Raw genomic sequence first — 21,669 nt, 5'->3', positions numbered from 1 at the left:
ATGGGGGCTGTGAATGAGCAACGCCAGGACTTGTTGATTGATTTCCGCGAGGTGTCCGTGATCCGGGGCGGCACCACCATCCTCGGGCCGGTGACCTGGCAGGTCGCGGACGGGGAGCGCTGGGTGATCGTCGGCCCCAACGGGGCGGGCAAGACCACCCTCGTGAGCATCGCCTCCGCCGGGGAGTACCCCTCCCGGGGCACCGCCACCATCCTGGGCGAGCGCCTGGGCCGCACGGACCTGCGGGACCTGCGCACCGCCATCGGCATCTCCTCCTCCGCCCTGGCGCACCGCATCCCCGCCGAGGAGCGGGTGGGGGACCTGGTGGTCTCCGCCGGGTACGCCGTGCTCGGGCGCTGGCGCGAGAGCTACGACGAGCAGGACTTCGAGCGCGCCCACGAGATCCTGGAGCAGGTGGGGGCCATGCACCTCATCGAGCGCCGCTGGGGCACCCTCTCCGAGGGGGAGCGCAAGCGGGTGCTGCTGGCCCGCGCCCTCATGATCGACCCGGAGATCCTGGTGCTCGACGAGCCCACCGCCGCGATGGACCTGGGCGGGCGCGAGGACCTGGTGGCCTACCTCGGGGAGCTGGCGCACCTGCCGGGCGCCCCGGCCACGGTGATGATCACGCACCACGTGGAGGAGATCCCCAGCGGCTTCACCCACGCCATGCTGCTGGACGAGGGCTCGGTGGTGGCCCAGGGGCCCATCGGGGAGGTGCTCACCAGCGCCAACCTCACCACCGCCTTCCACCAGCCCATCGAGCTCAGCGAGATCGACGGGCGCTACTTCGCCCGCCGCACGCGCCGGGGTGGGTCGCACCGTCACGCCTAGGGGGCGGATAAGATAGACGAGCATGAACGCCCCCACACTGCTCGCCGCCACCGTGCTCCTGGTGCGCGATGGCGCCCGGGGGATCGAGGTGTGGGCGCAGGAGCGGGTGCCCACCATGCCGGACTACCCGGGCATGACGGTCTTTCCCGGCGGGCGCGTGGACGAGCGGGACCGCAGCGAGGCCCACACGGTGTGGTCGGGCAGCGCGGGGGCGGAGATCGCGCGCTCGCTGCGCACGGATCCCGGCACCGCGCAGGGGCTCGTGCTCGCCGCCGTGCGGGAGCTCTTCGAGGAGACGGGGACGCTGCTGGCGGTGCACTCCAACGGGGCCACGGTGGGGGATGCCGCACCGTTTCATCGGGAGCGCCTGGCCCTGGAGTCCCACCGGCTCTCCCTCACCCAGGTGCTGCGCCGCAACGACCTGCGCGTGCACGCCGATCTCCTGCGCCCCTGGGCGCGCTGGGTGGGCACCTCGGAGAAGGGGCGGCGCTTTGACACCTACTCCTTCCTCGCGGTGCACCCCGTGGGGCAGGAGGCGGACGACTCCTCCTCCGAGACGGACTCCGGCGGCTGGTTCCCTCCCGGCCTGCTCATCGAGGGATGGCGGCACGGCCTGGTGCGCCTGGTCATCCCCACCTGGGCGCAGCTTATGCGCCTGTCCGGGTGTTCCTGCGTGGCCGAGGCGGTGGCGGAGGCCGAGCGCTCCGACATGACCCCGGTGGTCGGGGACCCCCGGGACGATCCCCGCTACCGCGAGTTCTACACCACCCCCTTTCACGAACGGATCTAGCCCGCGCCCATGTCTTTTACCCTCGCCGAGGCGGAGTTTCTGCACCACCACCGCGCCCAGGTCGCCGCCCTGGCCCCGCACCTGGGGCTGAGCAAAAAGAGCACCCTGGACGACGCCCAGCGCGCCCGCGCGGAGCTGGGCGAGCGGGGCCGCGCGGCGGTGGAGCTGCTCACCGCCAGGCGGGCCGGGGCGGGCAAGTTCCCGGAGACGTGGCTGGCGGATCACGACGCCGCCCAGCAGGCCACCCCCGCCCCGGTGGCCCGCGAGCGGGCCCGCAGGCTGGCACGCCACGGCGCCGTGGTCCACGACGTCACCTGCTCGATCGGCACCGAGGGGCCGGCCTACCAGGAGGCGGGCCTGGGCTACATCGGCTCCGACCTCGACCCGGTCCGGGCGTACATGGCGGCCCGGAACCTGCCGGGGGCGCTCATCGCGCGCGCCGACGCCCTGACCCCCAGCAGCGCCGCGGAGATCGTGGTGGTCGATCCCGCCCGCCGCGCGGGCGGGCGCCGGATCAGCGACCCCGCCCGCCTGCTGCCCCCGCTGCCCGAGGTGGAGCAGGCGCACGCGGGCCGCCACCTGGCGATCAAGTGCGCGCCGGGGATCGACTACTCGCGGTGGTCGGGCCTGGTGAGCGTGTCCAGCGTGGCGGGGGCCGTCAAGGAGGCCTGCCTGTATTCCTCGGGCCTGAGCGAAGGGCTCAGGCGGGAGGCGGTGATGATCGACGCCGCCGGCGGGGTGGACCGGATCGACGACTCCTCCCCGGCGGAGCCCGGGGCCGGCGAGCCCGGGCGCTACATCCTGGACCCGGACGGCGCGGTGGTGCGCGCCGGGCTGGTGCGCCACTACGCGGCGCGGGAGGGGCTGTGGATGCTTGACGAGCGCATCGCGTACCTGACGGGGGATCGCCTGCCGCGCGGGCGCAGCGGATTTAGTTTCATCGAGTCCGTGCCGCTGCGGCGGGCCCGCGCGGCGCTGAAAAAGCACGACGCGGGGGCGCTGGAGATCCTGGTGCGCGGGGTGGACGCGGACCCGGACCTGCTGCGCAAGCAGTGGAAGCTCAAGGGCAGCAACCCCATGACGGTGGTGTGCACCCGCGTGGGGCGGCAGGGCGTGGCCCTGATCTGCGGTCCCCGCGTGTGGGAGGGTTGACTACACTGGCGGCGGTATTCACCCGTCGAACAAGCGATGATGATGCAACGGAGAAGAAAGGGGATTGCAGTGCCTGCAATCGTGGTGTTGGTCAAGAGCGTGCCGGATACCTGGTCTACCAAGGCCCTGGAGCCGGATTACACCATCGATCGGGTCAACGCGGATACCGTGATTGACGAGATCAACGAGTACGCCGTGGAGCAGGCGCTGCGCCTGCGGGACGCCCACCCGGAGGCGGGCTACCGGGTGATCGCCCTCTCGGTGGGCCCGGACTCGGCGGACGCCGCGCTGCGCAAGGCCATCGCCATGGGCGCCGACGACGCCGTGCACGTGGTGGACGAGGCCCTGGCGGGCTCCGACGTGCTGGGCACCACCTGGGCGCTGACCAACGCGATCAACACCGTGGCGGACGTGGCGCTGGTGGTGGCGGGCGATGCCTCCTCGGACGGCGCCACGGGCGCGCTGCCGGGCATCCTCGCGGAGTACCGCCAGGTGCCCGCGCTGACCTACCTGCGCGAGGTGCGCCTGGAGGAGGGCGCCGTGGTGGGGGTGCGCGAGGACCACCGGGGCACCTGGGAGCTTCGGGCCCCGCTCCCGGCGGTGATCTCCGTGACGGACAAGGCGGACAAGCCGCGCTTTGCCAACTTTAAGGGGATCATGGCGGCCAAGAAGCACCAGATCACCACCCTGGACCTGGCGGGCATCGGGGTGGCCCCGGAGCAGGTGGGCCTGGCGCACGCGGCCACGGCGGTCACGGGCGCGGCGCAGCGTCCCCCCAGGGAGGCCGGGCGCGTGGTGCGCGGGGAGCGGGCCGCGGCCGAGGTAGCGCAGTTCCTGTCCGACGAGAACCTCATTTAACTCGACCCTAGCTGCAAGGAGAATCACGATTATGACGAATGCTTACGTTTTGGTCGAGCACAACGGCGCGACCCTGGAGCCGGTGACCGGCGAGCTTATCACCGCCGCCCGGGTCTTTGGCGAGGTCACCGCCGTGCTGGTGGGGGGAGACGCGCAGGCGCTCGCGGGAGAGCTGGCGGAGCTGGGCGCGCACACCGTGGCCGTGGCCCCCGCCGCCCCGGAGCGGCTGCTGCTGGCGGAGGCGCAGGCGGTGCAGTCCCTGGCGGCCGCCGCGCCCGCCCCGATCGTGGTCGCGGCCACGCCTTCCGGCAACGAGATCGGCGGGCGGCTCGCGGCGCGCCTGGCCTCCGGGCTGCTGCGCGACGTCGTGGGGATCAACGCCGACGGCACCGCGAGCCAGTCCATCTTCGGGGATACCGTGCAGGTCAGCGCGGCGGTGGGGGGAGGCAGCCCGGTGTACACGCTGCGCCCCGGCGCGGTGGAGGCCGTCCCGCAGGCCGCGCCCGGGACGCTGCTGGAGCTGCCGGAGCTGCCGGCCGGCCCCACGGACGTGCAGGTGACCTCCTTTAGCCCCGCGCAGCGCGGGGACCGCCCGGAGCTGACCCAGGCCAAGATCGTGGTGGCCGGCGGGCGCGGGGTGGGCGATCAGTTCCCGCAGGTCGTGGAGCGCCTGGCGGACGCGCTGGGGGCCGCCGTGGGCGCCACCCGCGACGCGGTGGACCTGGGGCACTGCGACGCCCAGTATCAGATCGGCCAGACCGGCGTGACGGTGGCCCCGGATCTCTACATCGGCCTGGGGATCTCCGGCGCGATCCAGCACCTCTCGGGCATGCAGACCGCCAAGAAGATCGTGGTGGTCAACAACGACGAGGACGCCCCCATCTTCCAGATCGCGGACCTGGGCGTGGTGGGCGACCTCTTCGAGGTGGTGCCGGAGCTGATCGAGGAGATCGCGCGGCGTCGATGAGCCACTACTTCGATCACGCGGCCACCAGCCCCATGCGTGAGGCCGCGCGGGAGGCCTGGCTGCGGCACGCGGGGCACCGCAACGCCGGGGGGCAGTACGCCTCCGGGCGGGCGGCTCGGGGGGCGCTGGAGGGCGCGCGGGAGGAGATCGCGGCGCTGCTGGGGGCCGAGCCGGTGGAGGTGGTGTTCACCGGATCGGGCACGGAGGCCGATAACATCGCCGTCCTGGGCCTCTACCGCGCCAGCCCCCTGAACCGCGTGGTGGGCAGCGCGGTGGAGCACCCCGCCGTGCGCGAGGCGCTGGCCCACCTGGACAGCCGGGAGGGCGCGGAGGTGGAGTGGCTGCCGGTGGACGCGGGCGGCCACGTGTGCGACCTGAGCGCGCTGGACCGGCCCGCCGCGCTGGCCACCTGCATGTACGCCAACAACGAGACGGGCGCGCTGCAGCCGGTGGAGCGGGTGGTGGCGGCCGCGCGCGCCGTGGGCACCCCGGTGCACATCGACGCCGTGCAGGCCCTGGGCCGCTGCGCGGTGGACTTCCGCGCGCTGGGGGCCACGACCCTGGCGGGCAGCGCGCACAAGTTCGGCGGCCCCCGGGGGGTGGGGCTGCTGCTGGCCCGCCGCTCCCCGGCGCCGCAGCCCCCGATCTTCGGCGGCGGCCAGGAGCGCGGGCTGCGCCCCGGGACGCAGGACGTGGCCGGGGCGGCGGCCACGGCGGCGGCGCTGCGCGAGGCGCTGGCGCAGCGCGAGGCGGAGGAGCGGCGCCAGGGTCGGCTGCGCGATCGCTTGCTGCGCGAGGTGCTCGCCACGGTGGAGGACGTGCGGGTCAACACCGCGCGGCCCGCCCTCCCTGGGCATCTCAGCCTCTCCTTCCCCGGAGCGGAGGGCGATAGCCTCATCATGCTGCTGGACTCCCTGGGCATCGAGGCCGCCACCGGGTCCGCCTGCCACAGCGGGGTCAACCGCGCCTCCGAGGTGCTGCTGGCGATGGGGGTACCCGAGCGCGAGGCGCGCGGCACCGTGCGCTTCACGCTCGGCCCCGAGACCTCGGAGAAGGACGTGGAGTACCTGGCGGCGCGCCTGCCGGGGGTAGTGCGCCGGGCCCGCGCGGCGGGCATGGCCTAGTCTCCATGACCGCGAGGGGGTAGAACATGACCCTATGGATTGGTTGTGGTCCCTGTCCCTGACGGACGGGGTTGCGCAGGCGGTGTTCCTCGCCTGCGGGGTCGCGGGAGTGGTCCTGGCGGCGCGGGGTCGCCGCCGAGGGTGGGCGGCGGGGGCGTCGCTGCTCGCGGTGGGCGGCGCCTGGCTGCTCCTGGATGTGTGGTGGCGGCCCTTCCCGGACCGGGTGGACTGGCGGATCTACGCCGCGGCGGCGGGGGTGTTCTTCAGCCTGGCCTGCCTGGCGCTGCAGCGCCGGGGCGTGGTGCTCGCCTCCGTGGCGCTGAGCGCCGTCGCGGGGCTCGGCGCGGTCAACGTGGTGTTCCAGGAGTATCCCACCGTGCGGGCCTTCGATCCGCAGCCGGTGGCCGTGTCCATGAGCTACGCCGATTTTAGCGCCCGGGAGCAGGCGCCCCGGCTCGGGGATCGGGAGGTGGGCGCGCTGGTCGCGGTGGACCTCCCGGGTTCGGGTTTTAGCCCGCGCCAGGCGGTGGCGTACGTGCCCCCGGCCTATTGGCGCGGGGAGCGGCTGCCTGTGATGGTGCTCATGCCGGGCAACCCGGGAAGCCCGGATCAGTGGTTCAGCAGCGCGGACGCGGCGCGCACCGCGGACGCCTACCAGGCCCGGCACCACGGCGTTTCCCCGATCGTGGTGAGCGTGGACGCCACGGGCTCGCTCACCGGCAACCCGCTGTGCATCGACGGCCCCGAGCAGCAGGTGATGACGTACCTGACCCGCGACGTCCCCGCCGGGATGCGCAGCCGCTTTAGGGTGCTCGACGACCCATCGCGCTGGATCATCGGCGGCCTGAGCTACGGGGGCACCTGCGCGCTCCAGGTGGTCACCTCGCACCCGGAGGCCTATGGCACCTTCCTGGACTTCTCGGGGCAAAAGGAGCCCACCACGGGGGATCACGAGGACACGGTGCGGCGCTTCTTCGGCGGGGACGAGGCGGCCTTCGCCGCCCACAACCCGGCGGACCTGCTGGCCCGCGCTGATTACTCGGGGCTGCGCGGCCGCTTCGTGGCGGGGGAGCGCGACGCGGAGGCGGTGGAGGCGCTGGGCCGCCTCGACGAGCTGGCCCGCGCGGCGGGCATGGACACGCGCATGATGACGGTGCCGGGCGGGCATTCCTTTCAGGCGTGGCGGGTGGCCCTGGCGGAGACCTTCGAGTGGGCGGCCTCATGATCCGCCGCTACGCCCTGGGCGCGCCGTGGGCGGCGTGCATGATTCTCACGATGTGGGCCCTGCACTGTGCGGCCCCGCCCGGGGCGCTCGCGCTGCGCGCGTCCCGGGGCGTGGGCCAGTGGCAGCTCCTCAGCGCGGGGCTGACCACCGGGTCCGTGCGCGGCCTGCTGCTCGCCTCCGCGGCGGTGGCGGCGCTGATCGTTCCCGCCGAGCGCATCCTGGGCACCGCCAGGGCGATCGCGGTGGCCGCGGCCACGCACCTGGCCTCCGTGGCCCTGGGCTTGGGGCTGGCCCGCGTGCTCGCCGCCCAGGGGTTCCACCGCTGGGGCGGCGATCTCCTGCACGCCAGCCTGCTCTCCCCGGTGTCCTGGCTCTGCGGCACCGCCGCCTTTGCCAGCACGGCCATGCCCCTGCTGTGGCGCCGCCGCATAGGGGTGTGGTTGGTGGCCCTGTGCGCCACGCTGGTGCTTTTCTCCGGGAGCCTGGCGGACGTGGTGGCCGCGTCGAGCACGGCCCTGGGGCTGGCGGCGGGCGCGGTGGCCCACGGGCGGTCCCGCCGCCACCTCGGCTCGGTGCGGGAGGTGCGGGTGCTGGTGGGCACCCTCCTGGCCGCCGTGGCCTGCGGCCCCGTGGTGGCCAGCGCAAACCCCGGGTCCGCCAGCCCGTTGGCGGCGGTGGGGTCGCTGGCCTGGCTGCCCGCGCGGGCGGGGTACGAGGCGGCCCTGGCGTGCCAGGGAAGCCACGGGATTCTCGGCGGGCTTGGCGGGCACGCCTGCCGCGAGGCGGTGGCGGCGGCCCAGCAGGCGGGCGTGGGACCCTCGCTGGCCAACCTGGTGCCGCTGGCCGTGCAGGCGGTGATCGTGGCGGGCCTGTTCAAGGGGCGTCGCCTGGCCTGGTGGCTGGCCCTGGCGAGCCAGGCGGCGGCGATCTGTGCCGTGGGCGCCCAGATGTGGGCCCTCCACCGGGAGGCCCCGCACGCGGCGAGCCCGCTGAACCTCGCGGCGGTGTGCCTGCCCTGGCTGTGTGGACTGGCGGCGCTGCTGGCCACCCGGAGGCACTTTCGGGTGTCCGTGTCCGCCCGGCGCGTCCGCCGCTTCGGGGCGGCGATGGCCGGGGCGCTGGCGGGCACCTCGGCGCTGTGGCTTGCCGCCTCCGCGCTGCTGCGGCTGCCGCTGTCCGCCCAGTGGGCGTTGCTGCCGCTGCGGTACCTTCCGCCAGCCCTGGCCCCGTTTTTCCCTCCGGGGCTGGCGGTGGGCCGCCCCGCCGCGTGGCTGCTGCACGAGTGGGTCGGGGCGCTGTTCGGTTTCTTCGCGGCGATCGCCCTCTATCGCCTGCTCATGAGCGTTCCGGACGAGGGCAACGCGCAGGACCGCGAGCGGGCGCGCGGGCTGCTCACCCACGGCGATCACCTTCAGGCCATGACGCTGTGGGAGGGCAGCCGGTACTGGTTTGGAAGGCACGAGGGCCGGGAGGGCTACGTGGCCTACCGCGTGCATCGCGGCGTGGCGGTGACCGTGGGGGAGCCGGTGGGCGCCCCCGGCCTGGCGGCGGGCTTCGAGGCTTTCGCGGCCAGCCGGGGCTGGACGGTGGCCTGGTACTCCGTGGGCGCGGACTTTGCCCACACCCTGCCGGATCACCAGCGCATCCACGTGGCGGAGGAGGCGGTGCTGCCCACCGAGCGCGCCGAGTTCCGCGGCAAGAGGTTCCAGAACGTGCGCACCGCCCGTAACCGCGCGGCCAAGGAGGGGATCGAGGCGTACTGGACCACCTGGGAGGAGGCCGGGATGGGGCTGCGCCAGCGCATCGCGGAGCTCTCCGAGGAGTGGCTGGCGGGCAAGGAGCTGCCGGAGATGGGCTTCACGCTGGGCACCCTGGCCGAGCTGTCCGCCCCCGGCACGCGCCTGCTCGTGGCGGAGGACGCCGGGGGCCGCCTCCACGCGGTGACCAGTTGGCTGCCGGTGTACGAGCGCGGCGAGCTTGTGGGCCTCACGCTGGACTTCCTGCGGCGCGACGCGGCGGGCTTTAAGTCCGTCGTGGAGCTGTTGATCTCGCAGGCGCTGATCGACGCCGCCGGGCAGGGGCTGGGCTGGATCTCGCTCTCGGGGGCGCCGCTGGCGCGCACCACCCCCGCCGAGGGGCTGGTGGACCAGGCCCTGGACCGCGTGGGCTCCTCCATGGAGCCGTTCTACGGCTTCCGGTCCCTGGCGGCCTCCAAGCACAAGTTTCACCCGGAGTATCACCCCTGGTACGTGCTGTGCCGCGACGAGCTGGCCCTGCCCTCGGTGGCGCTGGCGGTCTCCCAGTGCTACCTGCCGCAACTGCGGGCCGGGCAGGCGGCCCGGCTGCTTAGGATGTGGCTGAGCGCTGCACTGGTTCGCGGCGGCCAAGGCGGATCTTCTTGACCTCGCGGCCGTTGTCCACGTCGGCGTCGCTGAAGCCGAAGAGGTAGGTGAGCACGAAGGCCACGGTGGCCGCGGTGCCCGAGGCGATCCAGAAGCCCCAGAAGCTAAAGTCCAGGCCCTCCGGGTTGATGAAGGAGGTGAAGCCGATAAGCGAGCCGGTGAAGCCCCACATGTTGACGTTGAACAGGCCGGTGAGCAGGCCGCCGCAGGCGCCGCCGAGGGAGGCCATGAGGAAGATCCGGCCGTACTTGAGGTTCACGCCGTACATGGCGGGCTCGGTGATGCCGCAGAAGGCCGCGATGGCGGCGGAGCCGGAGAGCTCCTTGATCTTGAGCACCCGGGACTTCACAAAGACGGCGAGCACGGCGCCGCCCTGGGCCACCATCGTGGCGGAGATGATGGCGTTGAGGGGGGACTGCCCGGTCAGGGCGATGTCCTGGGCCACCAGCGGGATGACCGCCCAGTGCAGGCCGAAGATCACGAGGGTCTGGTAGAACCCGCCGATGAGCAGCCCGGAGACGGAGGGGGAGAGGTCGTAGAGGGCCTGGATGCCGTTGGCGATGCCGGTGGAGACGAAGGTGACGGCGGGGCCGAGGACGAGCAGGATGGCCAGGGAGACCACCACCACCTCCACGAGGGGGAGGAAGATCATGCGCACGGTGGCGGGGATGATCCTCTTGAGCCACGGCTCGATCACGGAGGCCAGCCAGGCGCCCACGATGATGGGGAAGATGCTGTAGCTGTAGCCCGCCATGTGGTAGGGCACGCCGAAGAAGTCCGCGTTGAGCGCCATGCCCAGGACGCCGCGCTGCCCCTCGGCGGAGGAGAGCTCCACGATCTGCGGGTAGGTGAGCACCCCGCCCACGATGGCCACGATGATGGGGTCCGCTCCGAGCCGCTTGGCGGCGGTAAAGCCCACGAAGATGGGGAGGAAGAAGAACACGGCGTCGCTGAGCGCGTTGATGACCAGGTAGGTATCCGAGCTGTCCGTGACCAGGTCGAAGGTGGTGAGCAGGGAGAGGATTCCCTTGATGATGCCGGAGGCGGCCAGCAGGCCGATCACCGGGATCATGGAGCCGGTGATGACCCCGATGAGGGAGGAGAAGCCGCGCTTGGCCCAGCCGAGGGGCGTGGTGGGGCGCGGCTGCTGCGGGGCCTCGGGGGCGGGGTCGGTGGACTCGCCCAGCGCGGCGGCGACCTCCGCGTAGACGTCCTCCACGCCGGGGCCGATCACTACCTGGTATTGGCCCCCGGCCCGGATCACGTCGATCACCCCGTTAAGGTCGCGCACGGCGGCGTCCTGGGGGATCTGCTCGTCGCGGAGGTAGAAGCGCAGGCGGGTGATGCAGTGCGTCACGCTGCGGATGTTCTCCGCCCCGCCCACGGCGGCGATGAGGGTCTCGGCCCTGGAGCCCTCAGCGTTCTTGGAGTCCTCAGCGCCGTGGGGGTCGCCGGAGCCGCCCGCGCTTTTGGCCTGGGGCCGGGCCGCCTCCAGGCCCGCCTCGATGGGGCCGGTGTGGACGGCCACCCCGGAGGCGACGGCGGCGGAGTTGGTGATGGTCACGATGGTGCAGGTGGACTTGCCGGCCCCGGCGATGGCGGCGGCGTCCATCCGGGCGATGGCCTCGCCGGCGCGCACCTCCTGGCCCTTGGACACGGAGACCTCGAAGGGGTCGCCGGAGAGCTCCACCGTGTCGATGCCCAGGTGCACCAGCACCTCCAGGCCCTCTGCGGTGCGGATGCCCAGCGCGTGCTTGGTCTTGGCGATCATGGTGACGGTGCCGGAGACCGGGGCGTGCACGGTGCCGCCGGGGGTGTCCACGATCCCGAAGCCCTCCCCGAGGTTGCCCTTGGCAAAGACGGGATCGGGAACCTCGCTCAGCGGGACGATCGTGCCGGAAAGGGGAGCGATCAGCGGCGGCAGCGGGGACGCCCCGCCGGAGCGATCTTGAGTGTGCATGGAGAAACTCCTCACAGGCGGATAATCTTCGGTTCAGATTAACACCGCCTGCCCGTTTCACCCCGCAGTCGTCTCCCCTCGGGGGTGGTCCCGGCGCGGGCGCACGCCGGAGGAAAGCCGGGCCGTCCAGGCGCTCTCGCGCGACTGCGCGGGGGTGGCCCCGCCCAGGAGGCGGCGGTGCAGGCCGGGGCGGTCGGGGGTGGCCGCGCGGCTGGCGGTCAACACGATGTTGCCGTACCGCTTGCCCTTGAGCATGGCGGGGTCCGCGATGGCCTCCACGTGTGGAAACGCCTCGCGCAGCCCGGCGATCTCCGCGCGGGCCTCCGCGAGGTCGGCGCGGGTGCCGCAGTTGAGCACGAGGAGCCCCTCGGGGCTGAGCGCTCGGGCGCAGCGCCGGTAGAACTCCACGGTGGTCAGGGGGCGCGGGGTGGCGGTGCCGGAGAACACGTCCCGGATGATGACGTCGCGGGAGGAATCGACGAAGGTATCCGTCACGGCGCGGGCCTCCCCCACGCGGATCTTCACGCTCGGCGCCCGGGGGATGTCGAACCACCGGCGGGCGTAGGCGGCCAGGGCGGCGTCGATCTCCACCACCGTGTTGCGCGAGCGCGGGTACGCGGCGGCCATGTAGCGGGCCAGCGTGCAGGCAGCGCCGCCCAGGTGGGTGACGCGCAGCCGCTGCGCGTCCAGGCGGTGAGCCACCGCGTGATCCACGGCGGCGGCGATCCACCGCATGTAGTCGAAGTGGAGCGCGCGGGGCTCCCCGAGGACGACGTGGCTGGAGATCGCCCCGTTGACCAGAAGGGTCCAGGAATGCGCGGCGGTGTCGTCGCGTTGCAGGGTGGCGGTGCCGGTGTCGATCTCGTAGGTTCCCGCCTGCGGGGCGGGGCGCTGCTGGCGGGCCATGAGGGCCATCCTAGGCGGTGGCGCTACACTGGCCACGAATTGCACGCGGCTTCCCCACGGCGGGGAAGAGGCAACACGAGGAAAGGGGCCGCGGTATGCGGGTATTGGCCGCCATGAGCGGAGGGGTGGACTCCTCCGTGGCCGCCGCGCGGGCGGTGGAGGCCGGTCACGAGGTGGTGGGGGTGCACCTGGCGCTGTCCCAGGATCCGCAGGCGGTGCGGGAGTCCTCCCGGGGGTGCTGCTCCCTGGAGGACTCGGCGGACGCGCGCCGGGTGTGCGACAAGCTCGGCATCCCCTTCTACGTGTGGGACTTCTCCGACCGCTTCAAGCAGGAGGTCGTGGAGGACTTCGTGGACTCCTACGACCGGGGCGAGACCCCCAACCCCTGCCTGCGCTGCAACGAGAAGATCAAGTTCGCGGCCCTGCTGGAGCGCGGCATCGCCCTGGGGTTCGACGCGGTGGTCACCGGGCACTACGCCCGGATCACCCCGGACGGCTACCTGCGGCGCGCCATCGACCCGCGCAAGGATCAGTCCTACGTGCTGGGCGTGCTGGGCGCCCGGGAGATCGCGCACTGCATGTTCCCGGTGGGCGATACCCACAAGCCGCAGATCAGGAAGGAGGCCGCCGCCCACGGTTTTTCCACCGCCGCCAAGCCGGATTCCTACGACATCTGCTTCATCCCGGACGGCAACACCACCGCCTTTCTGGGCGCGCGCATCGGCACGCGCCCCGGCATGATCGTGGACGGTGAGGGCGCGCCCCTGCGCGAGCACGAGGGGGTGTACGGGTTTACCATCGGCCAGCGCCGGGGCCTGGACATCAAGACGCCCGCCGCCGACGGCCGCCCCCGCTACGTCACGGACATCGACGCCGCCACCGGCACCGTGACGGTGGGCTCCCACGAGGACCTCAGCGTGCGCGCGATCGAGGCGGACCGCCTCAAGTACCTGCACCCGGGCATGGACGGGGAGGTGGAGTGCCAGGTGCAGGTGCGCGCCCACGGCGGGCTGGTGGCCTGCCGAGCGCGGATCGACCGGGGGGCGGACCGCATGAGCCTGGAGCTGCGCGACCCGCTCTACGGCGTGGCGCGCGGCCAGGCCGCGGTGCTCTACCTCCCGGACGAGGGCGGGGACATCGTGCTGGGCTCCGGCACCATCTGCGGGACGCGGCGCTGATGCGCGCCTACGGGCTGGGCCCGCTGCCGGGCGTCTCCGTGCGGGAGGCCGCGCAGATGGTGCTGGGGGAGACGGGCGACCTCGTGCACCTGCCGCAGTTGCCGCAGCGGGGCCTGGATTCTCACCCGGTGGGGCGCACCGCCTGCCTGCTGCCGGGCATCCCGGTGGATCGGGGACCGCGCGGATGGGTGCTGCGCCCCGGCAACCTGCGGCTTCTCGATCGCCTGCGCCGCGACCTCGACGCCTGCGAGGAGGAATGGGCGGGCGCGGCGCGCGCCGTCAAGGTGCAGGTGATGGGCCCGTGGAGCCTGGCCGCCAGCCTGGAGACCCCGAGGGGGCACCGGGCGGTGTCCGACGCGGGCGCGCTGCGCGACCTCACCCAGGCCCTGGTCGAGGGCGTGGCCGAGCACGCCGGGGAGGTGGCCCGCCGCATGGGGGCCACGGTGTGCGTCCAGCTCGATGAGCCCCTGCTGGCGGCCCTGGCCGCCGGGAGCGTGCCGGGCACCCACGACTTCGACCCCCTCGCGCCCATCCCGGAGGAGGAGCTGGGCGCGCGCCTGCACGAGGTGATGGGCCGGGTGCGCGAGGAGACCCTGCTCAACCTCTGCGGGCAGGTCCCGCCCTGGACGGCGGCGCGGCGCAGCCAGGCCGCCACGGTGCAGGTATCGCGCGGGGCGATCCGAGGAACCGCCCTGATCGACGCGGTGGGCGAGCACCTGGACGAGGGCGGTCGCCTCGCGGTGACGGTGGGGCCGGGCGACCGGGACCTTCCCGAGGTCATCCGGGAATATTCCCCGGCGGAGGATGCCCTCGACGTCGTGGCGGAGGGCCCCTGGGAGAGCCTTTCTCGGGCCGTGGAATCCTACCGGACGGCGGCGCGGCTGGCTCGGTAGCCCGCCTCCTCCACGGCCGCCGCGACGGCGGCGTCCAGGCGGGCGGCTGTGGCCTCTGGGGCGTCGGGAGCCTCCACGACCAGCGTGCCCTCGCGGGCGCTGACCTCGGCCACGGCCACGCCGGGCAGGGCGGATACCTCCTCGCGCACCGCGTTCTCGCAGTGCGCGCAGGTCATTCCGGTGACGGTGTAGGTAATCATCATGCCCCCACCCTATACCCCGGTGGGGTATCCGGGGAATAAGAAAAAGCGGCGGGTGGTCCCGCCGCCGTAAGCCGCGCCCGGTCGCGCCGGTGGGGCCTACTGCGCCACCAGCGGGGCGGTGGTCATGGAGATCTGGTCGTAGCCGTTGATCTTGAGCACCTCCACGATGCGATCCAGGGCGGCGGCGTCCTTCTCGGCGTCGAAGGTGGCGGCCTGCTGGATCTTGGCGGAGTGATCGCCGGTGAAGTCGATGGTCACCAGGTCGTGCCCGGCGGCCTGCTCCTCCTGGAACACGGCGCGGTTCACGGCCAGCTTGCCGCTGTGGATGAAGTAGCCGGGGTCCACCACCTCCTGCTCCTGCGCGGCGGCCTCGGAGGAGGAGCCGGGGGCGATGTCCGGGATGTGATCCGCGGGGGAGAGGAAGGGGTTGAGGGCGAGCAGGCCGGAGAGGGCAGAGGAAAGAAGAGTGCCGATCATGGCTACCTCCATAGAACGAGAAAAAGAGGAAGCAAGGCGGGCGCCTTGCCACTAGGAACGGTGAAGAACCTTACTCCGGGGGCGGGCCCGCGCCCCTAGGCGCTGCGCATGGGCCAGGCCGTGTGGACGTCGCTGGCGTCCCGGTCGCGGTTGCGCAGATACCTTTGGAACTCCACCTGCATCTCGTAGTAGCCCACCGCCTGGAACTCCATCAGCTCCTCGGCGGACATCTCCAGCAGCTCAGGGTATATTTTCGTCTGCTTCCACGCGATGCGGGCCGCCGCCAGCGCGTCCGAGGTGGCCTCGTGGGCGTTATCAATGCGCACCCCGTAGTGTGACGCCATATCGCTGAGGGTCCTTTTGCCTTTTCGGTAACGGTCCTTGAGCTTGTCCACCACGAAGGGGTCAAACACCGCGCCCGTCACCGTGAAGTCCCCGGTCAGGCGGCGCAGCACCGTGAGATCGTAGGCCGCGTTGAACACGATGAGGGTCAGGCCGTCCTCCCACCCCGCCCGGATGGTCTCCACCGTGGTGCGCAGCACCTCCTCGTGGGGCTGGCCGTGCTCGCGGGCGTGCTCCGTGGTGATCCCGTGCACCTGCTGGGCGGCCTCGGGGATCTCCACCCCGGGGTCCGCCAGCAGCTCCGTGGGGTGCGCCCCGGAGGCGTCGATGCGCACCATCGCGGAGGTGACGATGCGCGCCTCCAGCGGATTCGCGGAGGTGGTCTCCAGGTCAAAGGAGAGCATGGCGCCGGGATTGAAGTTGCTCATGCCCATTACAGTACCGCCCGCCTCGGCGCGCGGCGCGGGGGCCGATACAATCGGTGGGCGTGAGTGAGGACGTGACAGACAGCGCCGGGACGCCCGCCGGCGACCACGAGGATCAGGCCCACCTGCGCCGCCGGTGGGAGGAACTGGCTCGGGAGATCCGGCGCCACCGCGAGCTCTACGACAACGAGCAGCCCGCGATCCCCGACGCGGACTACGACGCCCTCTTCCAGCGTCTGCTGGCCCTGGAGCGCGAGCACCCCGAGCTGGCGGTGCCGGATTCCCCCACCCAGCAGGTGGGCTCCCCGGTGCCCACGTCCTCGCAGTTCGCGGACGTGGAGCACCCGCAGCGCATGTACTCCCTGGATAACGCCTTCTCCGAGGAGGAGCTGGCGGAGTGGATGGCGCGCACCCCGGCGCAGGCCTACCTCACCGAGCTGAAGATCGACGGCCTCTCCATCGACCTCATCTACGAGAACGGCCGCCTCACCCGGGCGGCCACCCGGGGCGACGGCGCGGTGGGGGAGGACATCACCGCGAACGCCCGCGTGATCGCGGACATCCCGCACGAGCTGCACGGGGAGGACGTGCCCGCGTTCGTGGAGGTGCGCGGCGAGGTGTTCATCGCGGTGGAGGACTTCTCCGAGGTCAACGCCCTGCGCATCGCCTCCGGGGGCAAGCCCTTTGCCAACCCGCGCAACGCCGCGGCGGGCTCGCTGCGCCAAAAGAACGTGGAGGACGTGCGCAACCGCCGCCTGCGCATGATCTGCCACGGCATCGGCGCGCGGGAGGGCTTCGCCCCGGGGACGCAGTACGAGGCCTACCAGGCGCTGCGGCGCTGGGGGCTGCCGGTGTCCCCCTACACCCGGCTGGTGCACTCCCAGGAGGAGGTCTACGCGCAGGTCCGCCACTGGGAGGAGCACCGCCACGACGCGCTGCACGAGATGGACGGCCTGGTGGTCAAGGTGGATTCCCTCGACCGGCAGCGCCAGTACGGCTTTACCAGCCGCGCCCCCCGCTGGGCCATCGCCTACAAGTACCCCCCGGAGGAGGTCACCACCGAGCTGCTGGACATCCGCGTGGGCGTGGGCCGCACGGGCCGGGTGACCCCCTTTGCCGTCATGCGCCCGGTCACGGTGGCCGGCTCCACCGTGGCCATGGCCACCCTGCACAACCAGACGGAGGTCAAGCGCAAGGGCGTGCTTATCGGGGATACCGTGGTGATCCGCAAGGCCGGGGAGGTGATCCCGGAGGTGTTGGGCCCGGTGGCGGAGCGCCGCGACGGCACCGAGCGCGCCTTCCTCTTTCCCACCCTGTGCCCGGTGTGCGGCACCCGGCTGGCCCCGCAGAAGGAGGAGGACGCCGACTGGCGCTGCCCCAACCACCGCAGCTGCCCCGCGCAGCTGACCGCCCGTTTGACCTACCTCGCCGGGCGCGGCGGCTTCGACATCGAGGCGCTGGGGGAGAAGGGCGCGGAGGACCTCATCCGCACCGGGGTGCTGGCGGACGAGTCCGCGCTCTTCGACCTCACCGAGGAGGACCTGCGTGCCTCGGCGGTGTACACCACCACCAAGGGGGAGGTCAACGCCTCCGGGCGCAAGCTCATCGCCAACCTGGAGCGGGCGCGCCGGGCCGACCTCTGGCGCGTGCTGGTGGCGCTGTCCATCCGCCACGTGGGCCCCACGGCGGCCCGGGCGCTCGCCCGGCGCTACGGGGACATGGAGGCCATCCTGTCCGCCCCGGTGGACGAGCTGGCCGAGATCGAGGGCGTGGGCCCGGCCATCGCGGCCTCCGTGGCGGCCTGGGCGCAGGTGGACTGGCACCGCCGGATCGTGGATCGCTGGGCCGCCGCCGGGGTGACCATGCGCGAGGAGGCGGGCGATCGCCCCGCGCAGGTGCTGGAGGGCATGACCGTGGTAGTCACCGGCACCCTGGAGCGGTTCAGCCGCGACGAGGCCAAGGAGGCCATCGTCTCCCGGGGCGGCAAGGCCGCCGGGTCGGTGTCCAAGAAGACCACCTACGTGGTGGCGGGGGAGAACGCGGGCTCCAAGGAGGCCAAGGCGCGGCAGCTGGGCGTGCCGGTGTTGGACGAGGCCGGGTTCGAGGCGCTGCTGCGCGGGGAGGCGTAGCGCGGGGCTGGCAGGGGTGTCGATGGGCGATCCGCCAGCCCTGCAAGGCCGGGATGTGAAAGGCCTGGCGTTGGGGTGCGGAAGGCGCTGGAAATTCTTCCATATGTAACCCATTGTTCAGGCTAATTTCACTTCCTTTGCCTACGTTAGGCATGCAAGTTCTTAACGAGGTTGATGTGAAAAATCTCCACGATTTTTGTCTCGATCCTCGTTTCCCCTTCGGTATCCGCGGCCGAGGAAAGCGCGGATGACGAGGGGATTCGGGTGCTGAACCTCCTGGCGGGGAAGGGCTGCAAAAGATACTTTGTGAGCAGTCCGAGGGAACTTACTCGGGATGGGCTAGGGCGTATCTTGAAGCTGCCATTATTGCAGTCCCGGCATGGCATGGTTGCCGTGTATGAGAAAACGCGAGGTGTAGTTTTGTTGAGAGAGGAGGGTTGAGCGTTGAAGCAGGCTGAGGGAAGCAACGCCGCCGTGGGCTGGGTTGCCGCGTTGGCGGCCATGCTCCTGGGCTACCTGTCGTGGACGCTGCCGGATTCCTGGCATGAGGCGATGGGCGGGGCGATGGATTACGCCCTGATCGTGGCCCTGGTGGCGCTCGCGGGCGTCGGCGGTTGGTATGCCTGGCGTACCCGTTCGATCGGGTTAGCGGTGGCCTCGGTGATCGGGTTGTTCTCGCCGCTCGTCGTGATCGTGGCGGCCATGCTGATCGTGGGGCTTTAGCGCCGCGCCAGGATCGCCCCGCACACCGTGGCCAGGTTGCCCAGGTGGGTGACCTCGCTGGCCAGGAAGTCCGGGCCGCCCAGGCGCCCGATGATGACCACCAGGTCGGTGCCGGGCAGGGGCGCGGCGGCCAGGGCGGAGTCGAGCAGCGCCCAGGCCTCGGGCACCCACTCCTCGCTGTCCGGGTGCAGCGTGCGCGCGGAGGCCACGGGGATCGCGCCGGGGTTGTCCCGGTTGTCCTCCGGGGCGGCGGGGGAGGCGGCCACCCGGGTCACGGGGGAGCGGGTGTCGAGCACGATCGCCCACGAGGAGGTCATGGAGCGCGGCAGCACCCGCACCAGCTCCTCCATCGCCCGGGGCACGTCGGTGGCGTTGCAGGCGACGTCGGCAAGCATCTCGATCTGCCCGCGCCGGTCCACCCGCCCGGAGAAGGGCCGGATGGAGTCCACCAGCACCCCGTCCACGGACTGCGCCGCGGAGACGAGGGTGTCGGCCAGGGTGCCGCCGGGCAGGTCGATCACGAGGTCGTCCATCACGGTGCCGTCGGGGAAGGTCTCCACCACGTCCACCGACTGGATGTTGGCGTCGATGGCGCCGAAGGCGCGGGTGAGCACGCCGAGGCTGCCGGGGGCATCCGGGAGGAGAACGCGGATCAGGTAGGGCACGGGTCTGGCCTTCCGAGCGGTCCGGGGAATGGGTTACCAGGACATGGTAGCCGCTGGCGGGGCACCGGGGCGGACTTAGCGGTCAGCGCTTGGCCCCGGGCGCCCGGCGCGGCGGGGTGCATTATCATGGGCGGGAGTCTGGAACGAACGAGCCGAAGAAGGATGTACAGCGTGCCCAAGATTTCGCGCGACGAGGTGGCCCACCTCGCAGAACTAGCCCGCCTGGCGCTCAGCGAGGAGGAGTTGGCGCAGTATGCCGAGCAGATCGACGGCATCGTGGCCAACGTTTCCGGGGTGCAGCAGGTGGCGGCCCAGGGCGTGGAGCCCATGAGCCATCCGCACTCCATCAGCACCACCATGCGCGCCGACGAGCAGGAGAGCACGCTCAGCGCGGAGCAGGCGCTGGACCAGGCGCCCAAGGTGGAGCAGCAGCGTTTCGTCGTACCGCAGATCCTGGGGGAGTAGACACATGACCACGTACATCAAGCCCGAGGAGGGCCTGACCGCCCTGAGCGCCGCCGAGCTGGCCGGCAAGATCCACGCCCGCGAGGTCACCTCCCGCGAGGTCACCCAGGCCCACCTGGACCGCATCGAGGCCACCGACGCCGCCCTGCACGCCTTCCTCCACGTGGGCGCGCGGGAGGCCCTGGAGGCGGCCGACGCCGTGGACGCCGCCCTGGACGCGGGCGAGGCCCCGGCCTCCCCGCTGGCGGGCGTGCCGCTGGCCCTCAAGGACATCTTCACCACCACCGACGCCCCCACCACGGCGGCCTCGAGGATGCTGGAGGGCTACCGCGCCCCCTACGACGCCACGGTGACGCGCAAGATCCGCGAGGCGGGCATCCCCATCCTGGGCAAGACCAACCTGGACGAGTTCGCCATGGGCTCCTCCACGGAGAACTCCGCCTTCGGCCCCACGCACAACCCCTACGACCTGGAGCGCACCGCGGGCGGCTCCGGCGGCGGCACCTCGGCCGCCCTGGCCGCCGGGCAGGCCCCGCTGGGCATCGGCACGGACACCGGCGGCTCCATCCGCCAGCCCGCGGCCCTGACCAACACCGTGGGCGTCAAGCCCACCTACGGCACCGTCTCGCGCTACGGCCTCATCGCGTGCGCCTCCTCCCTGGACCAGGGCGGGCCCTGCGCGCGCACCGTGTTGGATACCGCGCTGCTGCACGAGGTCATCGCCGGGCACGACCGCTTCGACGCCACCTCCGTGGACAAGCCCGTGGCCCCCGTGGTGGAGGCCGCGCGCCGGGGCGCCTCCGGGGACCTCACGGGGGTCACGGTGGGCGTGATCAAGCAGTTCGACCGCGAGGGCTGGCAGCCAGGCGTGATGGACAACTACCACGCCGCGCTGCGCCAGTTGGAGTCCCAGGGCGCGGAGCTGGTGGAGGTGGACTGCCCGCACTTTGACGACGCCCTCAACGCCTACTACCTGATCCTGCCCTGCGAGGTGTCTTCCAACCTCGCGCGGTTCGACGGCATGCGCTACGGCAAGAGGGCGGGCGACGACGGCTCCCGCTCCGCCAACGAGGTCATGGCCCTGACCCGCGCCGAGGGCTTTGGCCCCGAGGTCAAGCGCCGCATCATCCTGGGCACCTACGCGCTGTCCGTGGGCTACTACGACGCCTACTACCTGCAGGCCCAGCGGGTGCGCACGCTGATCGCCCAGGACTTCGCCAAGGCGTACGAGAAGGTGGATATCCTGGCCTCGCCCACCACCCCCACCACGGCCTTCAAGCTGGGGGAGAAGGTCTCCGACCCGCTGGCCATGTACAACTTCGACCTGTGCACCCTGCCGCTGAACCTGGCGGGCCTGTGCGGCATGTCCGTGCCCTCCGGCTTCGCGGAGGACACCAACCTTCCGGTGGGCCTGCAGCTCATGGCCCCGGCCTTTGCGGACGACCGCCTCTACCGGGTGGGCGCGGCCTTCGAGGCGGGCCGGGCCTAGTTTTTTGGTCTCACCTTGTTCCTAGCCCCGCCCGGGGACGCGGCTAGGAGCGGGAGTCCGCCAGCGCGTAGGCGGCACCCGAGGCCACCCCGGTGACCGCGAGCACCGCGGGCCAGGAGCCGATCTTCTTGGCCAGCGGGTGGCTGGCCCCGAACCCGGCCACGTAGGTGGCCGTGAGCCCGGCGGTGACGGCGGGGCTGGTGGTGCGCCACCAGTTGTGCGCCGCCCACGCCCCGGCGGCGGCCAGCACGGCCCCGCCCAGGGGGCGAATCCCCGTCTCCCGGGCGGTGAGCCAGCCGCCGATCAGGCCGGTGGCCACCACGGTGGCGGTGCTAACATCCTGCGGTTGCTTGAGGTCCATCATTCCCATGCGCACCGATCATAGCCGCGCCGTGGCCGCATCGTAGCCGCGCGGGCGGCTACGGGAGGACCGCGCGGTGCCGTGGGGACACGGCTGCTACT

Annotated in this window: 21 protein-coding genes; 14 read left to right on the top strand and 7 right to left on the bottom strand. The window is 72.2% G+C overall.

All coding sequences use genetic code 11. The annotated features are described in order from the left end of the window. The 8 genes from B140_RS0107110 (at position 1) to B140_RS12220 (ending at position 9,352) form a co-directional block, all read left to right on the top strand. Complete coding sequence (locus B140_RS0107110) at positions 1-834, top strand: ABC transporter ATP-binding protein (protein WP_026166105.1); 834 nt, start codon at positions 1-3, stop codon at positions 832-834. A 22-nt stretch (positions 835-856) separates the two neighbouring features. Next, positions 857-1,624: an NUDIX hydrolase gene (locus tag B140_RS0107105; RefSeq protein WP_018118665.1), complete on the top strand. Its 768-nt coding sequence runs from the start codon at positions 857-859 to the stop codon at positions 1,622-1,624. 9 nt (positions 1,625-1,633) lie between these two features. Next, positions 1,634-2,776: a THUMP-like domain-containing protein gene (locus B140_RS0107100; RefSeq protein ID WP_018118664.1), complete on the top strand. Its 1,143-nt coding sequence runs from the start codon at positions 1,634-1,636 to the stop codon at positions 2,774-2,776. Positions 2,777-2,845: 69 nt separating this feature from the next. Then, a complete protein-coding gene (locus tag B140_RS0107095) occupies positions 2,846-3,634 on the top strand; it encodes an electron transfer flavoprotein subunit beta/FixA family protein (RefSeq protein ID WP_026166104.1) in 789 nt (262 codons plus the stop codon). A 31-nt stretch (positions 3,635-3,665) separates the two neighbouring features. Next, the gene (locus tag B140_RS0107090; RefSeq protein WP_026166103.1) at positions 3,666-4,601 is read left to right on the top strand and encodes an electron transfer flavoprotein subunit alpha/FixB family protein; all 936 of its coding nucleotides are present in this window, start codon (positions 3,666-3,668) and stop codon (positions 4,599-4,601) included. Continuing rightward, positions 4,598-5,725: a cysteine desulfurase family protein gene (locus tag B140_RS0107085; protein ID WP_018118661.1), complete on the top strand. Its 1,128-nt coding sequence runs from the start codon at positions 4,598-4,600 to the stop codon at positions 5,723-5,725. Before B140_RS0107090 ends, B140_RS0107085 begins: the two co-directional genes overlap by 4 nt. A 34-nt stretch (positions 5,726-5,759) precedes the next feature. Beyond that, the gene (locus tag B140_RS0107080) at positions 5,760-6,950 is read left to right on the top strand and encodes an alpha/beta hydrolase (protein ID WP_026166102.1); all 1,191 of its coding nucleotides are present in this window, start codon (positions 5,760-5,762) and stop codon (positions 6,948-6,950) included. Next, positions 6,947-9,352: a bifunctional lysylphosphatidylglycerol flippase/synthetase MprF gene (locus tag B140_RS12220; RefSeq protein WP_156801689.1), complete on the top strand. Its 2,406-nt coding sequence runs from the start codon at positions 6,947-6,949 to the stop codon at positions 9,350-9,352. The genes B140_RS0107080 and B140_RS12220 overlap by 4 nt, the downstream gene beginning before the upstream one ends. Here B140_RS12220 and B140_RS0107070 read toward each other — a convergent pair. Then, entirely contained in the window at positions 9,297-11,312 is a 2,016-nt protein-coding gene (locus tag B140_RS0107070; protein ID WP_018118658.1) for a PTS sugar transporter subunit IIABC, read from the bottom strand. The two genes, B140_RS12220 and B140_RS0107070, sit on opposite strands and share 56 nt — an antisense overlap. A 57-nt stretch (positions 11,313-11,369) precedes the next feature. After that, complete coding sequence (locus B140_RS0107065; protein ID WP_018118657.1) at positions 11,370-12,218, bottom strand: spermidine synthase; 849 nt, start codon at positions 12,216-12,218, stop codon at positions 11,370-11,372. A 95-nt stretch (positions 12,219-12,313) separates the two neighbouring features. Between B140_RS0107065 and mnmA the strand changes: the two genes are divergently transcribed. Together mnmA and B140_RS12215 are read left to right on the top strand one after the other, a co-directional pair. Then, a complete protein-coding gene (gene mnmA / locus B140_RS0107060) occupies positions 12,314-13,396 on the top strand; it encodes a tRNA 2-thiouridine(34) synthase MnmA (RefSeq protein ID WP_026166100.1) in 1,083 nt (360 codons plus the stop codon). Next, positions 13,396-14,289, top strand: a complete 894-nt coding sequence (locus tag B140_RS12215; RefSeq protein ID WP_018118655.1) for a uroporphyrinogen decarboxylase/cobalamine-independent methonine synthase family protein — start codon at positions 13,396-13,398, stop codon at positions 14,287-14,289. The genes mnmA and B140_RS12215 overlap by 1 nt, the downstream gene beginning before the upstream one ends. Here the strand turns inward: B140_RS12215 and B140_RS0107050 are convergent. From B140_RS0107050 to B140_RS0107040, 3 genes are all read right to left on the bottom strand, one after another. Beyond that, positions 14,259-14,492 carry a heavy-metal-associated domain-containing protein gene (locus tag B140_RS0107050; RefSeq protein WP_018118654.1) on the bottom strand — a complete coding sequence of 78 codons (234 nt, stop codon included), beginning with the start codon at positions 14,490-14,492 and terminating at the stop codon, positions 14,259-14,261. The genes B140_RS12215 and B140_RS0107050 overlap by 31 nt on opposite strands. Positions 14,493-14,588: 96 nt before the next feature. Next, positions 14,589-14,969, bottom strand: a complete 381-nt coding sequence (locus tag B140_RS12210; protein ID WP_018118653.1) for a hypothetical protein — start codon at positions 14,967-14,969, stop codon at positions 14,589-14,591. Between the two features lie 95 nt (positions 14,970-15,064). Then, the gene (locus B140_RS0107040; protein ID WP_018118652.1) at positions 15,065-15,745 is read right to left on the bottom strand and encodes a 3'-5' exonuclease; all 681 of its coding nucleotides are present in this window, start codon (positions 15,743-15,745) and stop codon (positions 15,065-15,067) included. Positions 15,746-15,810: 65 nt separating this feature from the next. Here B140_RS0107040 and ligA point away from each other — a divergent pair, with 65 nt between their 5' ends. Beyond that, entirely contained in the window at positions 15,811-17,865 is a 2,055-nt protein-coding gene (gene ligA / locus B140_RS0107035) for an NAD-dependent DNA ligase LigA (protein ID WP_018118651.1), read from the top strand. A 444-nt stretch (positions 17,866-18,309) separates the two neighbouring features. Then, positions 18,310-18,588 carry a hypothetical protein gene (locus tag B140_RS12205; protein WP_018118650.1) on the top strand — a complete coding sequence of 93 codons (279 nt, stop codon included), beginning with the start codon at positions 18,310-18,312 and terminating at the stop codon, positions 18,586-18,588. Here the strand turns inward: B140_RS12205 and B140_RS0107025 are convergent. Further along, positions 18,585-19,253: an ACT domain-containing protein gene (locus B140_RS0107025; protein ID WP_018118649.1), complete on the bottom strand. Its 669-nt coding sequence runs from the start codon at positions 19,251-19,253 to the stop codon at positions 18,585-18,587. The two genes, B140_RS12205 and B140_RS0107025, sit on opposite strands and share 4 nt — an antisense overlap. A 171-nt stretch (positions 19,254-19,424) precedes the next feature. Between B140_RS0107025 and gatC the strand changes: the two genes are divergently transcribed. Next, positions 19,425-19,718 (top strand): Asp-tRNA(Asn)/Glu-tRNA(Gln) amidotransferase subunit GatC, encoded by a 294-nt coding sequence (gene gatC / locus B140_RS0107020; RefSeq protein WP_026166097.1) that lies wholly within the window; start codon positions 19,425-19,427, stop codon positions 19,716-19,718. 4 nt (positions 19,719-19,722) lie between these two features. After that, positions 19,723-21,207 (top strand): Asp-tRNA(Asn)/Glu-tRNA(Gln) amidotransferase subunit GatA, encoded by a 1,485-nt coding sequence (gene gatA, locus B140_RS0107015; protein ID WP_018118647.1) that lies wholly within the window; start codon positions 19,723-19,725, stop codon positions 21,205-21,207. Between the two features lie 43 nt (positions 21,208-21,250). On the opposite strand, the gene B140_RS0107010 is transcribed toward gatA, so the two are convergent. Further along, a complete protein-coding gene (locus tag B140_RS0107010; RefSeq protein ID WP_026166096.1) occupies positions 21,251-21,577 on the bottom strand; it encodes a hypothetical protein in 327 nt (108 codons plus the stop codon). Positions 21,578-21,669 lie beyond the last annotated feature (92 nt).

The organism is Corynebacterium mastitidis DSM 44356 (genome assembly GCF_000375365.1).
Taxonomy (GTDB): Bacteria; Actinomycetota; Actinomycetes; order Mycobacteriales; family Mycobacteriaceae; genus Corynebacterium; species Corynebacterium mastitidis.
The sequence above is the reverse complement of the archived record's forward strand: the minus strand, read 5'-3'. Positions and strand labels throughout refer to the sequence as shown.